The following is an 18,556-nucleotide window of genomic DNA, read 5'->3' as shown; positions in this document are numbered from 1 at the left end:
AAGTTCAGGCGACAGGCTCAGTTGGCCAACTTATCCAGCAGCGCCTTGGCCGCGGCCGTCTCCGCCTCTTGCTTGGACCCCCCGGTGGCGCTCGCTTCGCCAGCGCCCTTGATCGACACCGTCACCGTGAACTTCAGCGCATGGTGAGGACCGGAGCGATCGGTCATGGCATATTCGGGCGGTTTGCGGCGGTTGGCGGCGGCCCATTCCTGCAGTGCGGACTTGGGGTGCTTGGGCGCGCTTTCCTGCGTATCCACGCGGCTGCTCCAAAGGCGGCGGACGAGCGCGCGGGCGTCGTCCAGCCCGGCTTCAAGATACAGTGCGCCGATCAGCGCCTCCATCACGTCGCCAAGCACATTGTCGCTGTCAGCCGCGCCATCATCGCGTGCTTGTTTGCCAAGGACAAGATGCGCGGGAACGCCCACAGCCCTTGCGACATCGGCGCAGGTTTCGCCGGACACAAGCGCGTTGAAGCGTCGGGAAAGCTTGCCCTCCGGTTCCCCGGCGAAACGGTCATAGACCCACTCGGCCATCACCAGCCCGAGCACCCGGTCTCCTAGAAATTCCAACCGTTCATAATTGACGGCGTTCGCGCTGCCATGGGTCAGCGCCTGCAGAAAAGGCACGGCGTCCTTCGGCGCTCGCCCGATCAATGCGGCGAGCCAGCCAGCCGTGTCGGGCTTGCTCAAAAGCCTTCCCCAATGCGGTCCCAGCGTGCGGCGGTGAACCAGGTCCAGGGAAGCAGCCAATTGGCGCTGCCATCGGTGGAGAAGACTGATATCATGGCCTTGCCCACCAGATTTTCCTCCGGCACCAGGCCGATGCCGCCGCCTTCGACTGCGGGAAAGCGGCTGTCGGCGCTGCGGTCCCGATTGTCGCCCATCATGAAGAGATGGCCTTCGGGCACCAGTACCGTGTCGCGGTCGTCTGCGGCGCCATCCTGCACAAGATCAAGGACATTGTAGCTTTTGCCGCCAGGCAGGGTTTCGCGATATTGCGGATAGCGGCACTGACGACCGCCGGCTGGCGCATCCTCCTCGAATTTCGGGCGATAGCAGGGGGATGGGCTGCCCTCCTTGGCAGCGGCGTCCAGCATGTTAGGGGTCACCGGGATGACCAAATCGGCGACACGCTGCTTGGGAATCGCCTGACCGTTCAGATAGACGGTGCCACCGCGCACGGAGATCATGTCGCCGGGCAAGCCGATCACGCGCTTGATATAGTCATTCTTCTGGCTTGGCGGCGCCTTGAACACGACAACGTCCCCGCGCTGCGGCGTGGACGCGAGGATGCGGCCAGGAATGAGCGGCAGATTGAAGGGCAGGGAGTAGCGCGAGTAGCCATAGGGCCATTTCGCGACGAGCAGATAATCGCCGATCAGCAGGCGCGGCTGCATCGATTCGGACGGAATATTGAACGGAGAGACGATGAAGCTGCGCAGAATGAAGACGAAGACCGCCAGCTTTGCGAGGAACCAGATGAAGTCCCGCGTTTCGGATTTTGCGCACATGCCTGCTCGTCTAGTCCTTCAATTTGCCTTGAAAACAGGCCGCTGCGGCTTTTGCTGCGTTGGAAACCTGCCGTCAAGCGCGTGGCCCGGTGCATTGGCCGTTACGCTTGAGTAAGAGGAAGAAGAATCGACAGGTGCAGCGTCGGTATCGATCAACGGAAAAGAGGATTTACCCTTTCATGTCCAGCCCTGCACTGGAGGCAATCGCCGCCCTCCCGCAGCCCGAATTAAAGTCCGTCTTCGCGGCGGACCCCAATCGGCTGAGCAAGTTCACGCTTACGCAGGGGCCGCTTCGTTTTGATTGGTCCAAGACCCATCTGACGAGCGAAACGCTCGACGCGTTCCTCGAACTGGCGAAGGACATGGATTTCGCCAGGTGGCGCGACGCCTTTTTCGCGGGCGAGCCCATAAACGGCAGTGAAGGGCGCGCCGCTGAACATCCCGCCGAGCGCGGGGAGGGCAATGCGGAAAGCGTGTCGCGCGCCAAGATGCTGCACGCCCGGATGCGCGCGCTGATCGATGCTATTGAGGGCGAGGCGCTGGGGCCGATCCGGCATATATTGCATATCGGCATCGGCGGTTCGGCGCTTGGCCCGGACCTGATCGTCGATGCGCTGGAAGGCAACGGCGCGCGCTATGATGTCGCGATCGTGTCGAACGTTGATGGCACGGCGCTGGAGCGAGCTATTTCGCGCTTCGACCCTGAAGCCACGCTGATCGCGGTGGCGTCGAAAACATTCACCACGACCGAAACGATGCTGAACGCCGCGAGCGCGATCAATTGGCTGGTCGAGGCGGGCGTTGAAGACCCCTATGGCAAGGTCATCGCGCTGACAGCCAGCCCGGACAAGGCGATCGAATGGGGCGTCGATGAGACCCGCATCCTGCCGTTCGCCGAAAGCGTCGGCGGTCGCTATTCGCTTTGGTCCTCTATCGGTTTTCCGGCGGCGCTGGCGCTTGGCTGGGACGCGTTCGAAAGCCTGCTGGAGGGCGCGGCGGCGATGGATCGGCATTTCCGCCTGTCCGATCCGGCGCAGAATGCGCCGCTGATCGCGGCCTTTGTCGATCAATATTATACGCGAGTGCTTGGGTGCCAGACGCGGGCGCTGTTCGCCTATGACGAGCGGTTGAGGCTGCTCCCCTCCTACCTTCAACAACTGGAGATGGAGAGCAACGGCAAGAGCGTGACGCGGGACGGAAAGCCGGTGGACGGGCCTACCGCGCCGATCACCTGGGGTGGCGTCGGCACGGACGCGCAACATGCCGTGTTCCAGCTGCTGCACCAAGGCACGATCCTGACGCCGGTGGAGTTCGTCGCTTCGATCGAGCCGGGGCATGCGCTCGACCCGGCGCATCACCGGGCGCTGCTGGTGAATTGCTTTGCCCAGGGTGCGGCGCTGATGCGGGGCAAGGAGAATGAGGCTGATCCAGCGCGGGCCTATCCGGGTAATCGGCCTTCTACGACAATCCTGCTGAATGACGTGACGCCTGATGCCCTGGGGGCGCTCATTGCCTTTTACGAGCATCGGACCTTCGCCAATGCCGTGCTGATGGGGATCAACCCCTTCGACCAGTTCGGCGTCGAACTGGGCAAGGAGATTGCGAAGTCGATCGAGACGGAAGGCGCGAAGGGGTTCGATCCTTCGACGATGGCGTTGATCGATTTGGCGCTGGGTGTGGTTTGACTCAGAGCTAGTCCTCCTCTCCACGGAAGGGCCAAGGTGATTGTATCTCGGCCAGTCTCCCGCCATATCGCGCCACATCCACAGGGAGACCGGCATGAGCGACTATGATTTCGACCTTTTTGTCATCGGTGCGGGATCGGGAGGCGTTCGCGCCTCGCGTGTGGCGGCGGCGCATGGGGCGAAGGTTGCGGTCGCGGAGGAATATCGGGTCGGGGGCACCTGCGTCATTCGCGGATGCGTGCCCAAGAAGTTGCTCATCTATGGCGCGCATTTCGCGGAGGACCTGAAAGATGCGCGGCGGTTCGGCTGGAATGTGCCGGACTGCGATTTCGAATGGAAAGTGCTGCGCGACAATGTGCTGGCCGATGTCGATCGGCTGGAGGGGCTCTATAAGAACACGCTTTCCAGCCATAAGGTTGAGTTGATTTCTGAACGGGCGACCATCACCGGGCCGCATAGTGTGAAGCTGTCGAGCGGACGGGAGGTGAGCGCCAAATATATCCTCATCGCCACCGGCGCATGGCCGGCCCTTCCTGAGATCGAAGGGGCCGAGCATGGCATCACGTCCAACGAAGCCTTCCACCTCGAGGACGCGCCCAAGCGGATCATCATCGTCGGCGGCGGCTATATCGCCAATGAATTTGCGGGGATATTCAACGAATTCGGTAGCCATGTGACGATCGTAAACCGATCGGCCACTTTGCTACGCGGCTATGATGAGCAGATCCGCGACCGGCTGATGCAGATTTCGACGATGAAGGGCATCGTTTTCCGCTTCAACGCGAAGATGGAGCGGATCGAGAAGAATGAAGACGGGACGCTGTGCATGCATTTCAGCAATGGCGATCCTATCCCCTGCGACACGATCATGTTCGCGACCGGCCGCCAGCCTCATGTCGAGGGGCTGGGTCTGGAGAGTGCGGGCGTCGAGTTGGACGACAAGGGTGCGATCAAAGTTGATGACTATAGCCGGACCAGTTGCGAGAGCATCTATGCGGTGGGCGACGTCACCAATCGCTTGCAACTGACGCCTGTCGCCATCCGTGAGGGCCATGCTTTCGCCGACACGGTGTTTGGCGACAATCCGCGGACCGTGGATTATGACTGCGTGCCTTCCGCCGTGTTCAGCCACCCGCCGCTGGCTGGCGTTGGCCTGACCGAGGCGCAGGCGAAGAACAAGCTGGGTACCGTCAAGGTCTATACATCCGACTTCCGCCCGATGAAGAATGTGCTGGCCGGGCGAGAGGAGCGGGCGCTTTACAAGATGGTGGTGGATGCGACGACCAATCGGGTGGTGGGACTGCACATGATCGGGCCGGATGCGCCAGAGATTCTGCAGGCTGCAGCGATCGCGGTGAAGGCAGGGCTCACCAAGCAGCAGTTTGACGACACGGTTGCGCTGCATCCCAGCATGGCGGAAGAGCTGGTGTTGTTGAAGTGATGCCAAGGTCCGTTCGGTCGATACGAAGGACCGCAGTTTAGCTTTCCTCGGCGAACGTCACCACCAGCGCGTCCCGCCAAGCTGGAAGATTTGGTTCGACCGCGTGGATTTCGGTGACGCCGTGCAGGATGCGGTGGTCGTCGATCAGCACCGCGTCGCCGGGCGAAGCGAGCGTGAATTCGCCAAGCGCTGAACCGTCGGGCGCTCCGATGCGGGTCACGCCTTCGCGAACATTGCGGCGCTCGATCAGCATGACAAAGACCCAATCGACCCCGTCGCGGTGCAGGCCCTCCGGTGTTGGGCGGCCGACTTGGCCCTCCTGCGCTTCGATGCGGAACTGGTGCATTTCGACATGCCAAGGCTGCGCGCCGGTCGCACCGAAGCTGTCTGCGCAGAAAGCGAAAACGGCTTGCATCACAGGGTTGTCGATCGTCTCCTGATGCACGGCTTCGAACCAACGCTGCACGTCACCGTTCAAGGGATTATAGTCGCGGCTTTGGAAATGGGGCTGGTGGGGCTTGCGGATGAATTCACCCTGCTGGCAACGGAAGGCAGCATGACGCCGCCGCCGATAGCGGCCGCCATCGGCCATATAGAGGTCAGGGCCAAGATCATCCCAGCTACGCGCAAACTGCTGCCAGGCCGGTTCCTGGGCGCCCAGCGCAGCCAGCATTTCACGCCCGCCGGCACGTGCAAAGCCGCTGTTCGTCAGGTGCGTCCGGATATCGCCGCGCAAAGAAATATCGTCGATCATGTGTCCAGCCTAAGCGCTTGAGGAAACGAGCGACAGGGCCAGTTTCCGCAAGCTGGGACCGCTTGCCTGCCGTTCAGCCGATCCAATAGGGAACGATCTGCCGATTGTCCGGATCGACACGGATCGGGCGGTCTGCGGGAGGAAAGGCGCGCTGGTCGCATCCCTGGCGCGAACAAAGGCGGCATGTGATGCCGATCGGCGTCGCCGCGCCCTCCATCTCCAGCTGGAGGCCATCGGCATAGACGAAGTTCGCGGCATGGGCGATTTCGCAACCCAACACCACGGCATAGCGGCGCGGCGTGCGCGAATAGCTGCCTGACGGCTTTACCAGCCCCTTGGCCATGGAGACATAGCGCACCCCATCGGGCGTTTCGCCCAGCTGCACATTGATCCGGTCGGGAATGGCGACGGCTTCATGGACGTTCCACAAGGGACAGGCTCCGCCGAAGCGGGCGAACTGCAGGCGGGTGGCGCTGTGCCTTTTGGTGATGTTGCCCGCCATATCGACGCGGCAGAAGAAGAAGGGGATGCCGCGCAAGCCGGGTCTTTGAAGGGTGGAGAGCCGGTGGCACGCCTGTTCAAAACTGACTCCGAAGCGGCGAGCGAGGCGATCAATGTCGTGGCGCACCTCGCGGGCAGCTTCCCGGAAAGCCGCATAAGGCATCAACAGCGCGCCCGCGGCATAATTGCCCAGCCCGATCGTCAGCAGACGGTCGGCTCCCTCGACCGGCAAGGCGGCGCGATTGACGACATCGGCGATGACGGCCTGCCCTTCCAGCATCATGAGCTGGTGGGAGAGCATGAACTTGCGGCTTTCGGTGGGCAGAGCGGCGTTGATAAACAGTCTGCGATCACTTGATGAATAGGCGCGCAGCGCGGAATCCGGCGTGTCGGCAATCAGCGTTTCGATGCCATGCCGCCGCGCCAGCGCCTCGACCAGCATGCCCTCATCAAGCGCCTGTCCGGCGGTGAAGCTCTTCGCCATGTCCTCTGCCAGGCAATCGAGGGCATGGACATAGTTGCCCGCCTCGTGGAACCAGTCGCGAGCCGCTTCCCAGGGAAGACGGGCCTGAACTTCATGATCGTTGGCGATCGCCTCCTCGATCATGTTGATGCGCTCGTTGGCGCGCATATGGGCATTGTAGAGGTCGATATAGCGGGCGGCGAACTCAGGGAACTGGAGGTGCAGCTTTTCAACTCGCTCGGGTTCCATCAGAGGGCCCGGCAGTTCGGGGTGGGCAAGCGCATAGGTGAAGGCGCCCAGCAGTTGCTCCTCCTCCCGGCTGTCGAAACTCGCCCAATCGGTGGGAAAAGCGCTGGCCACCGCGGCCTTCACTTTAGCCGTCAGCGGCCGGTCGTCATTTTCCAACTGGCTGAGATAGGATACGGAAATACCGAGCGCCTGCGCCATGGTGGCCTGATCCATCCGGTGGTCCAAACGCAGTTGACGGAGCCGCGGACCTGCGAAAATGCGATTGCCTCTTGCCATGCGGCGTCCATAATTTGCGAAATGGTGATTTGCAAATTGGCAAATTTGCATTTGCGAAAATGTGGAAAGAAGGGAAAGGGGCAAATGTAGCCGTCCGTGTCGTTACCCGGAGAGATATTCTTTATGTCGAAGCTCGCCATTATCGAACAGCTGGAAGCCAAGCGCGAAGCCGCGCGCCTGGGTGGTGGCCAGCGCCGCATTGATGCCCAGCATGCCAAGGGCAAGCTGACGGCGCGGGAGCGGCTTGAAGTGCTGCTGGACGAAGACAGCTTCGAAGAAGTCGATATGTATGTCGAGCATAACTGCATCGACTTCGGCATGGATCAGCAGCATATTCCCGGCGACGGCGTCGTCACGGGTTCTGGCACGATCAACGGCCGCCTCGTCTTCGTCTTCAGCCAGGACTTCACCGTCTATGGCGGCGCGGTGTCCGAACGGCACGCCATGAAGATCTGCAAGATCATGGACATGGCGATGAAGGTCGGCGCGCCCGTGATCGGGCTCAACGACTCCGGCGGTGCGCGGATTCAGGAAGGCGTTGCTTCGCTCGCCGGTTACGCGGAAATCTTCCAGCGCAATGTGCTGGCGTCTGGCGTGGTGCCGCAGATCAGCGTGATCATGGGGCCGTGCGCGGGTGGCGCTGTTTACTCGCCCGCCATGACCGACTTCATCTTCATGGTGAAGGATTCGAGTTTCATGTTCGTGACCGGCCCGGACGTGGTCAAGACCGTCACGAACGAGATCGTCACGCAGGAAGAACTGGGTGGCGCGGTCACGCACACTACCAAGTCGGGCGTGGCCGACCTCGCCTTCGAGAATGACCTTGAAGCGCTGCTGTCGGTCCGCGACTTCGTCGATTTCCTCCCTGCCTCGAACAAGGAGCCGGTTCCGGAGCGTCCCAGCGCCGATCCCTGGGACCGCGCCGAAGAAAGCCTGGATACGCTGATCCCGGCGAACGCGAACCAGCCCTATGATATGCATGAGCTGATCCGCAAGGTCATCGACGAGGGAGACTTCTTTGAGGTGCAGCCGGCCCATGCGGGCAACATCATCTGTGGTTTCGGCCGGGTCGAAGGCAAGACGGTCGGCATCATCGCGAACCAGCCGATGGTTCTGGCGGGCGTTCTGGACATCAACTCGTCCAAGAAGGCGGGCCGCTTCGTCCGCTTCTGCGACGCGTTTGAAATTCCGATCGTCACCTTCGTCGATGTGCCGGGCTTCCTGCCGGGCACCGCGCAGGAGCATTCGGGCATCATCAAGCATGGCGCAAAGCTGCTGTTCGCCTATGCCGAAGCGACCGTTCCAAAAATCACCGTCATCACGCGCAAGGCCTATGGCGGTGCCTATGACGTTATGTCCTCCAAGCATCTGCGCGGGGACCTCAACTATGCCTGGCCGACCGCCGAGATCGCGGTGATGGGCGCAAAGGGGGCCGTCGAGATCATCTTCCGCGGCAAGACGCCCGAAGAGATTGCCGATCGCACGAAGGAATATGAAGACCGCTTCGCCAACCCCTTCGTGGCGGCGAGCAAGGGCTTCATCGACGAGGTGATCCAGCCGCATTCGACGCGCAAGCGGATTGCTCTGGGCCTGCGCAAGCTGCGCAACAAGGCGCTGGAGAATCCGTGGAAGAAGCACGACAATATTCCGCTCTAACGGGCATTGCGCCTCATGAGACCCCAGCTCTTCGCCGGGGTGACGAGCTAGGTGAAGTGAAATGAAACTCGGCCGCTTGAACCATATCGGCGTTGCAACGCCTTCGCTGGAATTCAGCATCGCTTATTATCGCGATGTCATGGGCGCGACGATCACGCATGAGCCTTTCGACCTGCCCGCGCAGGGGGTGAAGGTGTGCTTTGTCGATACGCCGGGCGAAAATGGCACCGACGGCACACAAATCGAATTGATCGAGCCGCTGGGCGAGAACAGCCCGATTCATGGCTTCATCGCCAAGAACCCGGCAGGCGGGCAGCATCATATGTGCTATGAAGTGCCCGATATTCATGAAGCCAAGGCTTGGTTTGAAGGGCTGGGCAAAAAGGTGCTCGGGGAACCGCGCATCGGGGCGCATGGCACGCTGATCTTCTTCGTCCATCCCAAGGATATGAACGGGGTGCTGACCGAGATCATGGAGACGCCGAAGGGCGACCACTAATTAGCCTCGCCCCTTTAGGGGAGAGGCAGCGAGATTGGGGTCTGCGAAGTAGGCCCTAGTCGCAGCGGAGAGGGGCTCTCCCCCTCTCCAACCTCGGCTAGTCAGACGAACTGGCAAGCCTGCGTATCCTCTCCCCCCGACGGAGAGAGGAAAGGAATGGGACGAATGACCGAGAAGCCGACGCTGGATCAGTGGGCCACCGCCGCCGCCAAGGAGGTGAAGGGCAAGGACCTGAACTGGGAGACCCCCGAGGGGATTACGGTGAAGCCGCTTTATACGGCCGAAGACGTAACCGTCGATCCGGGCCTTCCCGGCTTCGCGCCTTTCACCCGGGGCGTGAAGGCATCCATGTATGCGGGCCGCCCCTGGACCATCCGGCAATATGCGGGCTTTTCGACTGCGGAAGAATCCAACGCCTTTTATCGCCGCAATCTGGCTGCGGGCCAGAAGGGCCTCAGCGTCGCCTTCGATCTTGCCACCCACCGCGGTTATGACAGCGACCATCCCCGGGTTCTCGGGGACGTCGGCAAGGCGGGCGTGGCGATCGACAGCGTAGAGGATATGAAGATCCTCTTCGACGGCATCCCGCTCGACCAGATGTCGGTCTCCATGACCATGAACGGCGCGGTCATCCCGATCCTCGCCTTTTTCATCGTCGCGGGTGAGGAGCAGGGGGTCGAGCGCAAGCTGCTCGACGGGACCATTCAGAACGACATTCTGAAGGAGTTCATGGTCCGCAACACCTATATCTATCCGCCTGAACCCTCGATGCGGATCATCTCGGACATTTTCGGCTATACCAGCCGCGAGATGCCCAAGTTCAACAGCATCTCCATCTCCGGCTATCATATGCAAGAAGCCGGGGCGACGCAGGTGCAGGAACTGGCCTTCACCATCGCGGACGGCATCGAATATGTGAAATATGGCGTGGCTTCGGGCCTCGACATCGACAAGTTCGCTGGGCGTTTGAGCTTCTTTTTCGCCATCGGCATGAACTTCTTCATGGAGATCGCCAAGCTGCGCGCCGCGCGTGTGCTGTGGCATCGGGCCATGACGAAGCTTGGTGCGAGGGACGAGCGGTCCAAGATGCTGCGCACCCATTGCCAGACCTCGGGCGTCTCGCTGACCGAGCAGGACCCCTATAACAACGTCATGCGGACCACCATCGAAGCGATGGCGGCGATGCTGGGGGGCACGCAGTCGCTCCACACCAACGCGCTGGACGAAGCGATCGCGCTGCCGACGGACTTCTCCGCCCGCATCGCCCGCAACACGCAGATCGTCATCCAGGAAGAGACCGGCATGTGCAATGTCGTCGATCCGCTGGGTGGCAGCTACTATGTCGAGTCGCTGACCCAGCAACTGGTCGATGCCGCGCAGGAGATCATCGACCGCGTCGGGGCCGAAGGCGGCATGGCCAAGGCGGTCGGCGCAGGCTGGCCCAAGGCAATGATCGAGACGGCGGCCGCTGCGCGCCAAGCACGTGTCGATCGGGGCGAGGACGTCATCGTGGGCGTCAATAAATATCGCCTTGCGAATGAAGACCTGCTGGAAACGCTTGAGGTCGATAACAGCAAGGTTCGCGAGGCGCAGATCGCGCGTATCAACCGCGTCAAGGCAGAGCGTGACGAAGCACAGTGCCAGGCTGCGCTGGAATCGCTGCGTCAAGCTGCCGCTGGTCAGCAGTCGATCGAAAACAATCTTCTTGCCCACGCCGTCGAAGCGGCGCGCGCCCGTGCCACGTTGGGCGAAATTTCCTCCGCCATGGAGGATAGCTTCAACCGCTATGGCACTGTGCCAACGCCGGTGAAGGGCGTCTATTCCAAGCCCTATGGGCATGACAGCCGCTGGAAACAGGTTCTTGACGGTGTGCAGGCCGTCGAGCGGCGCCTCGGTCGCAAGCCGAAACTACTCATCGCCAAGATGGGGCAGGACGGCCACGACCGGGGCGCCAACGTGATCGCGTCGGCATTTGGAGACATGGGTTTCGATATCGTGTCGGGCCCGCTGTTCCAGACGCCTGAGGAAACGGTGGTGCTGGCGCTGGAAAGCGGCGTGGACGTGGTTGGGGCTTCCAGCCTCGCGGCGGGTCACAAGACGCTGATCCCCGAACTCATCAAGCAGCTTCGTGAAAAGGGCCGCAACGACATCAAGGTGATCGCCGGCGGCGTCATTCCGCCGCAGGATTACGACTTCCTTCGTGACGCGGGCGTGCAGGGCATTTATGGACCCGGCTCGAACGTCGTGGAATGTGCGGCCGATGTGCTGCGCCTCCTCGGCCACAACATGCCCCCTGCGGGGCTGGAGGAAGCCGCTTGAACACCCAGACGCCCCGCACAGATTGGACCCGCGACGAGATCGCTGCGCTGTTCGACCTGCCCTTCAACGATTTGATGTTTGAAGCGCAGTCGATCCATCGCGCGAATTTTCCGCGCAATGAAGTGCAGCTTTCGACCCTGCTGTCGATCAAGACTGGCGGCTGTCCGGAAGATTGCGGCTATTGCAGCCAATCGACCGAGGCGGAAAGCGGCCTGAAGGCCACCAAGCTGATGGACGTGCAGGCGGTGCTTCAGGCGGCAGCGCAGGCGAAGGATCACGGCTCAGGCCGTTTCTGCATGGGTGCGGCGTGGCGCAATCCCAAGGAACGGGACATGCCCAAGCTCATCGAGATGGTGAAGGGCGTGCGCCAGATGGGCATGGAAACCTGCATGACGCTGGGCATGCTGTCGGCAGATCAGGCCAAGCAACTCGCAGATGCGGGGCTCGACTACTACAATCACAATATCGACACCTCGCCGGAAAATTACGCCAACGTCATCACCACCCGGACCTTCGAGGACCGGATCGAGACGCTGGAGAATGTCCGTGATGCGGGCATCAATGTGTGCTGCGGCGGGATCGTCGGCATGGGCGAGACGCGGAGCGATCGCATCGGCTTCCTCCATGCGCTTGCCACCATGCCGCATCCCGAAAGCGTGCCGATCAACGCGCTGGTGCCGGTGGCCGGGACTGTGCTGGGCGACATGCTCAAGGACACGCCGCTCGCCAAGATCGACGAGGTGGAGTTCGTGCGCACCGTCGCTGTGGCGCGGATCGTTATGCCGCAGTCGATGGTGCGGCTTTCCGCCGGGCGTGAGAGCATGAGCGAAGCCTGTCAGGCGCTTTGCTTCATGGCGGGCGCGAACAGCATTTTCACCGGCGACAAGCTGCTGACGGCGGCCAATGCCGGCGACGACAAGGATAGCGCACTGCTTTCCAAGCTCGGGCTGACGCCGATGATGGCGCAGCCGCATGGGCATCTGGAGGCGGCGGAGTGATTTTTCCAAACCGTTCGTGCTGAGTAGGGACTGAGCTTGGCGAAGGCCCGTATCGAAGCATCCTTCGATACGCCATTTCGACTTCGCTCAATGGCTACTCAGGACGAACGGGGGTGAACAATTTTGATAGGACTGGGGCAAGGACAGAAGATGGCAATCACCAAGATCCTGATCGCGAACCGTGGCGAAATTGCGTGCCGCGTCATCCGCACGGCGCAGAAGATGGGCATCAAGACAGTCGCGGTCTATTCGGATGCCGACGCCCGCGCGCCGCATGTGCTGATGGCGGACGAAGCCGTCCATATCGGCCCGTCGCCCGCTGCTCAATCCTATCTGATTGCCGAGAAAATCATTCAGGCGTGCAAGGATACCGGCGCCAATGCCGTGCATCCGGGCTATGGCTTCCTGTCGGAGCGTGAGAGCTTCCGCAAGGCGCTGGACGCCGAGGGCATCATCTTCGTGGGCCCTCCGGCCAACGCCATCGCCGCCATGGGCGACAAGATCGAGTCCAAGAAACTCGCCAAGGCCGCGGGCGTCAATGTCGTCCCCGGCTATGTCGGCGTGATCGAGGACACCGAGCACGCCGTCCGCATCTCGAACGAGATCGGCTATCCGGTGATGATGAAGGCCTCGGCCGGCGGCGGCGGCAAAGGCATGCGCCTTGCCTACTCCGAGCAGGATATCCGCGAAGGCTTCGAGGCGACCAAGCGTGAGGGCCTGAACAGTTTCGGCGACGACCGCGTGTTCATCGAGAAGTTCATCGAAAGCCCGCGCCATATCGAAATCCAGATCCTGGGCGACCAGCACGGCAATATCGTCTATCTCAATGAACGCGAATGCTCGATCCAGCGCCGTCACCAGAAGGTGGTGGAGGAAGCGCCATCGCCCTTCGTATCCCCCGAAATGCGTAAGAAGATGGGCGAGCAGTGCGTCGCCCTGGCGCGCGCGGTCGGCTATTTCAGCGCGGGGACGGTCGAACTGATCGTGTCGGGCGCGGACAAGACCGGCGACGGCTTCTACTTCCTGGAAATGAACACCCGTTTGCAGGTGGAGCATCCGGTCACCGAAGAGATCACCGGCCTCGACCTAGTTGAACAGATGATCCGCGTCGCCAATGGCGAGGAACTGTCCTTCCGTCAGGAGGATGTGAAGATCAACGGCTGGTCGATCGAGAACCGCGTCTATGCCGAAGACCCCTATCGCGGCTTCCTGCCTTCGACGGGTCGCCTGATCCGTTACAATCCGCCGGCAACGGGCGACGGCGTGCGCGTCGATGACGGCGTGGTCGAAGGCGGCGAGGTCAGCATGTTCTACGACCCGATGATCGCCAAGCTGATCACCTGGGCGCCGACCCGTCTGGAAGCCATCGACAAGCAGATCGCTGCGCTCGACCAGTTCGAGATCGAGGGGCCGGGTCACAATATCGATTTCGTCTCCGCGCTGATGCAGCATGAGCGTTTCCGCTCGGGCAACATCACGACCGGCTTCATCGCCGAGGAATATCCCGAGGGCTTTGCTGGTGCTCCGGCCTCGGAGACGCTGCTCAAGAAGCTGTCGGCCATCGGCACCTTTGCCGCCATGGCACAGGCGGACCGGGCGCGTCGGATCGACGGTCAACTCGGCAAACGCCTCGCTCCGCCGACAGGCTGGCAGGTGAAGATCGGTGACGCTATCCATGACGTCGTGGTCGATGGCGACGACGTGACCGTCGATGGCGAGGCGATCGACATGGCGCTGGAATATACGCCCGGCGACCGGCTGATCGAGGCGGAGTTCGGTGAGGAGCAGTTGGCCGTGAGGATCGCGCCGGTTCGCGCTGGCTTTATCCTGACTGCTCATGGCGCGAGCCACAAGCTGCGCATCCTGCCCGCCCATGCCGCGCTGCTGGCCAAGCACATGATTGAAAAGATCCCGCCGGATCTCTCGCGCTTCCTGATCTGCCCCATGCCGGGCCTGCTGGTCGCGCTGCATGTAAAGGAAGGCGACAAGGTCGAGGCCGGTCAGCCGCTCGCCGTGATCGAAGCGATGAAGATGGAAAATATCCTGCGCGCGCAAAAGTCGGGCGTGGTGAAGAGCGTGTCGGCGGCGCAGGGCGAAAGCCTGCCTGTGGACGCCATCATCCTTGAAATGGAATAAGACTGTTGCGTGCTCCCGCCATGTTAGGCGGGGCACCGATTTTTGTCTTGGATGCTCGACCGGTGACGACAGCCCCGGGTCGGCCGAGCGAGGCTGTCATCACGTGGATCAGCTGGCGGGCCAGCGCCCTTTCAACCATTTGCGTGTGTCTGTCAGGACAGCGGCATCCTCCGGGGTCTGCTTGCCAAAGCCGCTGTGCGGCATGGCTTCGGCGACATAGAGATCAGCCTCCACGCCAGCAGCCCTGAGCGCAGCATGCATCCTGACCGTGTCGGACAGCAGACGGTCCCTCGTCCCGGTGACGAGATGGGTAGGCGGAAAGGCGCTCCCCAAATCGCCGAATAGCGGTGAAAGATATGGATGATGCGGGTCGTTGCCGTTCAGGTAAAGCTGGGTTGAACCAACGCCGTCCGCGTCCCGCAATATGGGATCGAGACCGTTCAGCACCTCCCAGCTATCGCCAGAATTTGTGAGGTCGGTGATGGGAGTTTCAAGAACAAGGGCGCCCGGCTTCTCCAATCCCGCGTCTCTCACCTTGTGCATTAATGCAGCAGCGAGATTGCCGCCTGCGGAGCCGCCCGAAACCAGGATGTTCTTTGCGCCGTATTCTGCGAGCAGAGCCTTATACACGGCGAAACAGTCATCAAGACCAGCGGGATAAGGATGATCGGGCGGCATGCGGTAATCCACGGCAAAGGTGACGCCGCCGAACTGCATCGCCGTGACCTTCGCCAACGCCATGGCGGCGCGGCCGCCGAACAATATCCAGCCGCCCCCATGAATGCTCAGATGCGCTTTGCGCCGTTCCGCGCCCGAAATGCCGCGGCGGGTGGCGACGTAGCAGGTTGCGCCACCGATTTGCTGCGCTTCGACATCCACTCCGGGCATCTTCAATATGGCGTCCGCCGGGAGCGATTGGTTCCCTTCGGCGATATATGCGTGCCAGCCTTCCCGGTCAGACGGCTGCGGAACAGGTCGGGGTGGCGGCTGCATCGCGCCTTTCCTCAGATAATCTTGCGCCGCCTTGCTGATCGAACTGGGAGGAGGGAAAGTTCGCGCCGCAGGGCAGTCTGAAGAGGCGGACGCAGGCGTTGTCGCCTCCGCCGTTCCAGCCACAGCAGCCGCCGACAAAGTGATCGAGGCAGCGCCGGACATGATCTCTCTGCGGCTGAAAGAGCCTGGCTCAACGCTCATATTCACCCCTCCCTTATATTAAAGAACGAATATGTTCGATTATCCTAATCATGATCCTCTGCAAAGGTCATCCCATCCTTGCCGAGGGGCGGCATTACTCTAAAAGAATTTGCCAACACACAGGGGGAATGAAGGGGGATGAGGGAGGGGGTGGCCGACAGCGGCTATGTCATGGACGCAAGGCGAGACCGGCTGGTCATTTCCGCCTCCGCGCTCGGCACTGTGTTCGAATGGTATGATTTCTACATCTATGGCGTGCTTGCGCCTATCATCGGCCGCACCTTCTTTCCCACCGATAATCCGACGGTTGAACTGCTCTATTCGCTGGCGGGCTTTGCAATAGGCTTCGGATTTCGGCCTTTGGGTGCAGCATTGTTCGGTTATCTCGGTGACCGCCTGGGCCGGAAATATACCTTTCTAGCGACGATCGTCCTGATGGGCGGAGCAACGGCGGGCGTGGGGCTGACCCCATCCGCAGCCAGCATCGGGGCTGCCGCTCCCATCATCCTCATCCTGCTGCGGATCATGCAAGGGCTTGCGCTGGGCGGGGAATATGGCGGGGCGGCCATCTATGTCGCGGAGCATGCCCCAGCGGGGAAGCGCGGCTTTTACACCAGCTTCATCCAGGCCGGGGTCATCGGGGGCTTCATCCTGTCGCTGGTCGTCGTCGCCGGAACGCAGATGATTGTGGGCAAGGCCGCGTGGGAAGCCTGGGGTTGGAGGCTGCCTTTCATCTTCTCGCTCGCACTGCTGGCCATTTCGCTCTGGATGCGCCTGATGCTGCGCGAAAGTCCGGTTTTTACCGCGATGAAGAAGGCGGGTGAGCAATCCCGCAACCCGCTCAAGGAAGCCTTCACCTATCCGGGCAACAAGCGGCGCATGCTGGTCGCGATGATCGGGATCGCGGCGGGCTTCACCGTCATCGCCTATACGGTCATGTTCCAGGCGCTCTATTTCCTGCAGAGCGGCCTGCATGTGTCGCCGGGCACAGCGCAGCTGCTGGTGGGCGGCAGTGCCTTCGTGGGCATGGGAGCGTTCATCTTTTTTGGCTGGTTGTCCGATCGGGTCGGCCGCAGAAAGCCCATCATTATCAGCTATGCGCTCGTCCTGCTGCTGCTCATGCCGCTTTACCATTTCATGGGGAGTGTCGCGAACCCAGCCCTCTATCAGGTGGCGGAGCGCGCGCCGGTGGTCGTGTCGGGACCGGATTGCAGCTTCGACCCATTTGCCAAGGTGCAGCCGAGCGCGTGCGGAAAGCTACTCGATCATTTTTCCAAGCGCGGCATTCCCTATGACAAGCTAGCTGGTGATCGGCCTGCGGTGACGATCGGCGGCACGACTGTGACCGACCTGAGCACAGACGGGCTGGATGTAGCCCTGACGGCGCGCGGTTATGACTTCGGCGTCGTCAAGCCCGACTGGCCGCGAGCCATGCTGCTGTTCCTCGCTCTCCTGCTGCTCTGGACATTGTCGGGTGCTACATACGGCCCGGTGGCTGCGCTGCTGTCAGAATATTTCCCTGCCCGCATCCGCTACAGTTCGCTGTCGATCCCCTATCATATCGGGACCGGCTATTTCGGCGGTTTCCTGCCGCTCGTCAGCCAATATATCGTGGCGCGGACGGGCGATCCTTATGCGGGCCTATGGTACACCATCGTCGTGGTGGCCGTCGCACTACTGACCTGCCTGATCGCACTGCCGGAAACGCGCGGCGCCAAGCTGAGCGCGTGACGGCTCGACGCTTGCGGAGGATGCCGCTATCGCGAGGCGGATGACCGTATTTTCCGCTCCCCTGCGTCTGCGCCTCGACAGCCGCGCCCTTGTGAATAATTGGCGCTGGCTACAACAGCGCAACGGCGCTGCAGCCTGTGGCGCTGCGATCAAGGCGGATGGCTATGGCGCCGGCGCTGTCGAGGTAATGCGACGCCTGCTGGATGCAGGATGCCGCGACTTTTTCGTGTCGAATTGGGCCGAAGCAAGGCCGCTTGAACCGTTGTTGGAAGAAGGGATTTCGCTCGCGGTGCTGCACGGCGTGCGAGCTGAGGACATGGAGGTCGCGCTGGCTTCACGCGCGCGCCCCGTTCTGTGCACGCCCGATCAGATCGTGCGCTGGAAGGCTGCCGGCGGCGGCATTTGCGACCTCATGGTGGATACGGGAATGAACCGGCTGGGGCTCGATTGGCGCGGCGATTCCTTGGCTGAGATCGAGGGTCTGACCGTCGATACATTGCTCAGTCACCTCGCTTCCGCTGACGAGGATACGCGGCTCAGCCAGCTTCAATTGGAGCGGTTTGGAGCGTTGAAAGCCAGTGTTCCGGCGCAGCGATACAGTCTGGCGAACAGCGCGGGCATTTGTCTTGGACCGGACTATGCTTTCGATCTGACACGGCCTGGGCTGGCGCTCTATGGCGGCGTGCCACGGGCGGAAGCGGCGGGAAAGATCGCGCAGGTGGTCTTCCCCCAGGCTCAATTGCTGCAAAGGCGGCATGTGCCAGCGGGCGACAGCATCGGTTATAATGCAACCCATGTAGTCGTGCGCGACATGGACATCGCTGTGCTGAACATCGGCTATGCCGACGGTTATCTGCGGGCGTTTTCCGGCCGGGGGATTGTGAAGGCCGGAGACATTGCCCTGGCAGTCGTCGGACGCGTTTCGATGGACCTGGTTGCTGTGGATGTTTCCGCCCAGCCTTCACTGGTCGAGGGCGATTGGCTGGATATCGACTATGCGCTGCCTGAAGCGGCGGCGCTCTCCGGCCTGTCTCAATATGAATTGCTGACGGGGCTTGGCGATCGCTTCGATCGGCTTTGGGAGTAATCGCAACGGAAAGGCCGCCGACTTATCCACCGGCGGCCTTGTTCATGGCCGAAGCCT

Annotated in this window: 14 protein-coding genes; 9 read left to right on the top strand and 5 right to left on the bottom strand. The window is 61.7% G+C overall.

Annotation, left to right across the window (positions count from 1 at the left end; genetic code table 11):
* Nucleotides 1-17 precede the first annotated feature (17 nt).
* Nucleotides 18-689 (bottom strand): ribonuclease III, encoded by a 672-nt coding sequence (rnc, locus tag ACFO3E_RS17790; RefSeq protein ID WP_082919517.1) that lies wholly within the window; start codon nucleotides 687-689, stop codon nucleotides 18-20.
* Nucleotides 686-1,510, bottom strand: coding sequence for a signal peptidase I (lepB, locus tag ACFO3E_RS17785; RefSeq protein ID WP_066523789.1), 825 nt, complete (start codon nucleotides 1,508-1,510; stop codon nucleotides 686-688). The genes rnc and lepB overlap by 4 nt, the downstream gene beginning before the upstream one ends.
* Nucleotides 1,511-1,689: 179 nt before the next feature.
* Here lepB and pgi point away from each other — a divergent pair, with 179 nt between their 5' ends.
* Together pgi and gor are read left to right on the top strand one after the other, a co-directional pair.
* Entirely contained in the window at nucleotides 1,690-3,195 is a 1,506-nt protein-coding gene (gene pgi, locus ACFO3E_RS17780) for a glucose-6-phosphate isomerase (protein ID WP_066523790.1), read from the top strand.
* Nucleotides 3,196-3,289: 94 nt separating this feature from the next.
* On the top strand, nucleotides 3,290-4,636 hold the full coding sequence (gene gor, locus ACFO3E_RS17775; protein ID WP_380806837.1) for a glutathione-disulfide reductase: 1,347 nt from the start codon (nucleotides 3,290-3,292) through the stop codon (nucleotides 4,634-4,636).
* Nucleotides 4,637-4,673: 37 nt separating this feature from the next.
* Here the strand turns inward: gor and ACFO3E_RS17770 are convergent, their stop codons facing one another.
* Nucleotides 4,674-5,390, bottom strand: coding sequence for a 2OG-Fe dioxygenase family protein (locus tag ACFO3E_RS17770; RefSeq protein ID WP_066523792.1), 717 nt, complete (start codon nucleotides 5,388-5,390; stop codon nucleotides 4,674-4,676).
* 73 nt (nucleotides 5,391-5,463) lie between these two features.
* A complete protein-coding gene (locus ACFO3E_RS17765) occupies nucleotides 5,464-6,879 on the bottom strand; it encodes a helix-turn-helix domain-containing protein (RefSeq protein WP_066528432.1) in 1,416 nt (471 codons plus the stop codon).
* A gap of 123 nt (nucleotides 6,880-7,002) precedes the next feature.
* Here ACFO3E_RS17765 and ACFO3E_RS17760 point away from each other — a divergent pair, with 123 nt between their 5' ends.
* From ACFO3E_RS17760 to ACFO3E_RS17740, 5 genes are all read left to right on the top strand, one after another.
* Complete coding sequence (locus ACFO3E_RS17760) at nucleotides 7,003-8,535, top strand: acyl-CoA carboxylase subunit beta (RefSeq protein WP_066523793.1); 1,533 nt, start codon at nucleotides 7,003-7,005, stop codon at nucleotides 8,533-8,535.
* A 61-nt stretch (nucleotides 8,536-8,596) separates the two neighbouring features.
* Nucleotides 8,597-9,034, top strand: a complete 438-nt coding sequence (gene mce / locus ACFO3E_RS17755) for a methylmalonyl-CoA epimerase (protein WP_066523794.1) — start codon at nucleotides 8,597-8,599, stop codon at nucleotides 9,032-9,034.
* 165 nt (nucleotides 9,035-9,199) lie between these two features.
* Nucleotides 9,200-11,353 (top strand): methylmalonyl-CoA mutase, encoded by a 2,154-nt coding sequence (gene scpA, locus ACFO3E_RS17750; RefSeq protein WP_066523795.1) that lies wholly within the window; start codon nucleotides 9,200-9,202, stop codon nucleotides 11,351-11,353.
* Nucleotides 11,350-12,351 carry a biotin synthase BioB gene (gene bioB / locus ACFO3E_RS17745; RefSeq protein WP_066523796.1) on the top strand — a complete coding sequence of 334 codons (1,002 nt, stop codon included), beginning with the start codon at nucleotides 11,350-11,352 and terminating at the stop codon, nucleotides 12,349-12,351. The genes scpA and bioB overlap by 4 nt, the downstream gene beginning before the upstream one ends.
* 150 nt (nucleotides 12,352-12,501) lie before the next feature.
* Nucleotides 12,502-14,487 carry an acetyl-CoA carboxylase biotin carboxylase subunit gene (locus ACFO3E_RS17740; RefSeq protein WP_380806833.1) on the top strand — a complete coding sequence of 662 codons (1,986 nt, stop codon included), beginning with the start codon at nucleotides 12,502-12,504 and terminating at the stop codon, nucleotides 14,485-14,487.
* A gap of 108 nt (nucleotides 14,488-14,595) precedes the next feature.
* On the opposite strand, the gene ACFO3E_RS17735 is transcribed toward ACFO3E_RS17740, so the two are convergent.
* Nucleotides 14,596-15,681, bottom strand: a complete 1,086-nt coding sequence (locus tag ACFO3E_RS17735; RefSeq protein ID WP_082919518.1) for an alpha/beta hydrolase — start codon at nucleotides 15,679-15,681, stop codon at nucleotides 14,596-14,598.
* A 138-nt stretch (nucleotides 15,682-15,819) separates the two neighbouring features.
* Here ACFO3E_RS17735 and ACFO3E_RS17730 point away from each other — a divergent pair, with 138 nt between their 5' ends.
* Complete coding sequence (locus tag ACFO3E_RS17730; protein WP_380806830.1) at nucleotides 15,820-17,412, top strand: MFS transporter; 1,593 nt, start codon at nucleotides 15,820-15,822, stop codon at nucleotides 17,410-17,412.
* 40 nt (nucleotides 17,413-17,452) lie between these two features.
* Nucleotides 17,453-18,499 carry an alanine racemase gene (gene alr / locus ACFO3E_RS17725; RefSeq protein WP_066523799.1) on the top strand — a complete coding sequence of 349 codons (1,047 nt, stop codon included), beginning with the start codon at nucleotides 17,453-17,455 and terminating at the stop codon, nucleotides 18,497-18,499.
* Nucleotides 18,500-18,556 lie beyond the last annotated feature (57 nt).

It is taken from the genome of Sphingobium tyrosinilyticum (genome assembly GCF_042654265.1).
In the GTDB taxonomy this organism is placed as follows: domain Bacteria; phylum Pseudomonadota; class Alphaproteobacteria; order Sphingomonadales; family Sphingomonadaceae; genus Sphingobium; species Sphingobium tyrosinilyticum.
This window is presented reverse-complemented; position numbering and strand designations above follow the sequence as displayed.

What these genes read in the sequence shown, in the direction of transcription:
- ACFO3E_RS17740 (WP_380806833.1), top strand. Translation starts at nt 12,502, where the DNA reads ATGGCAATCACCAAGATCCTGATCGCGAACCGTGGCGAAATTGCGTGC.
- ACFO3E_RS17770 (WP_066523792.1), bottom strand. Translation starts at nt 5,390, where the DNA reads ATGATCGACGATATTTCTTTGCGCGGCGATATCCGGACGCACCTGACG.
- ACFO3E_RS17735 (WP_082919518.1), bottom strand. Translation starts at nt 15,681, where the DNA reads ATGAGCGTTGAGCCAGGCTCTTTCAGCCGCAGAGAGATCATGTCCGGC.
- alr (WP_066523799.1), top strand. Translation starts at nt 17,453, where the DNA reads ATGACCGTATTTTCCGCTCCCCTGCGTCTGCGCCTCGACAGCCGCGCC.
- ACFO3E_RS17765 (WP_066528432.1), bottom strand. Translation starts at nt 6,879, where the DNA reads ATGGCAAGAGGCAATCGCATTTTCGCAGGTCCGCGGCTCCGTCAACTG.
- ACFO3E_RS17730 (WP_380806830.1), top strand. Translation starts at nt 15,820, where the DNA reads ATGAGGGAGGGGGTGGCCGACAGCGGCTATGTCATGGACGCAAGGCGA.
- lepB (WP_066523789.1), bottom strand. Translation starts at nt 1,510, where the DNA reads ATGTGCGCAAAATCCGAAACGCGGGACTTCATCTGGTTCCTCGCAAAG.
- ACFO3E_RS17760 (WP_066523793.1), top strand. Translation starts at nt 7,003, where the DNA reads ATGTCGAAGCTCGCCATTATCGAACAGCTGGAAGCCAAGCGCGAAGCC.
- mce (WP_066523794.1), top strand. Translation starts at nt 8,597, where the DNA reads ATGAAACTCGGCCGCTTGAACCATATCGGCGTTGCAACGCCTTCGCTG.
- pgi (WP_066523790.1), top strand. Translation starts at nt 1,690, where the DNA reads ATGTCCAGCCCTGCACTGGAGGCAATCGCCGCCCTCCCGCAGCCCGAA.
- gor (WP_380806837.1), top strand. Translation starts at nt 3,290, where the DNA reads ATGAGCGACTATGATTTCGACCTTTTTGTCATCGGTGCGGGATCGGGA.
- scpA (WP_066523795.1), top strand. Translation starts at nt 9,200, where the DNA reads ATGACCGAGAAGCCGACGCTGGATCAGTGGGCCACCGCCGCCGCCAAG.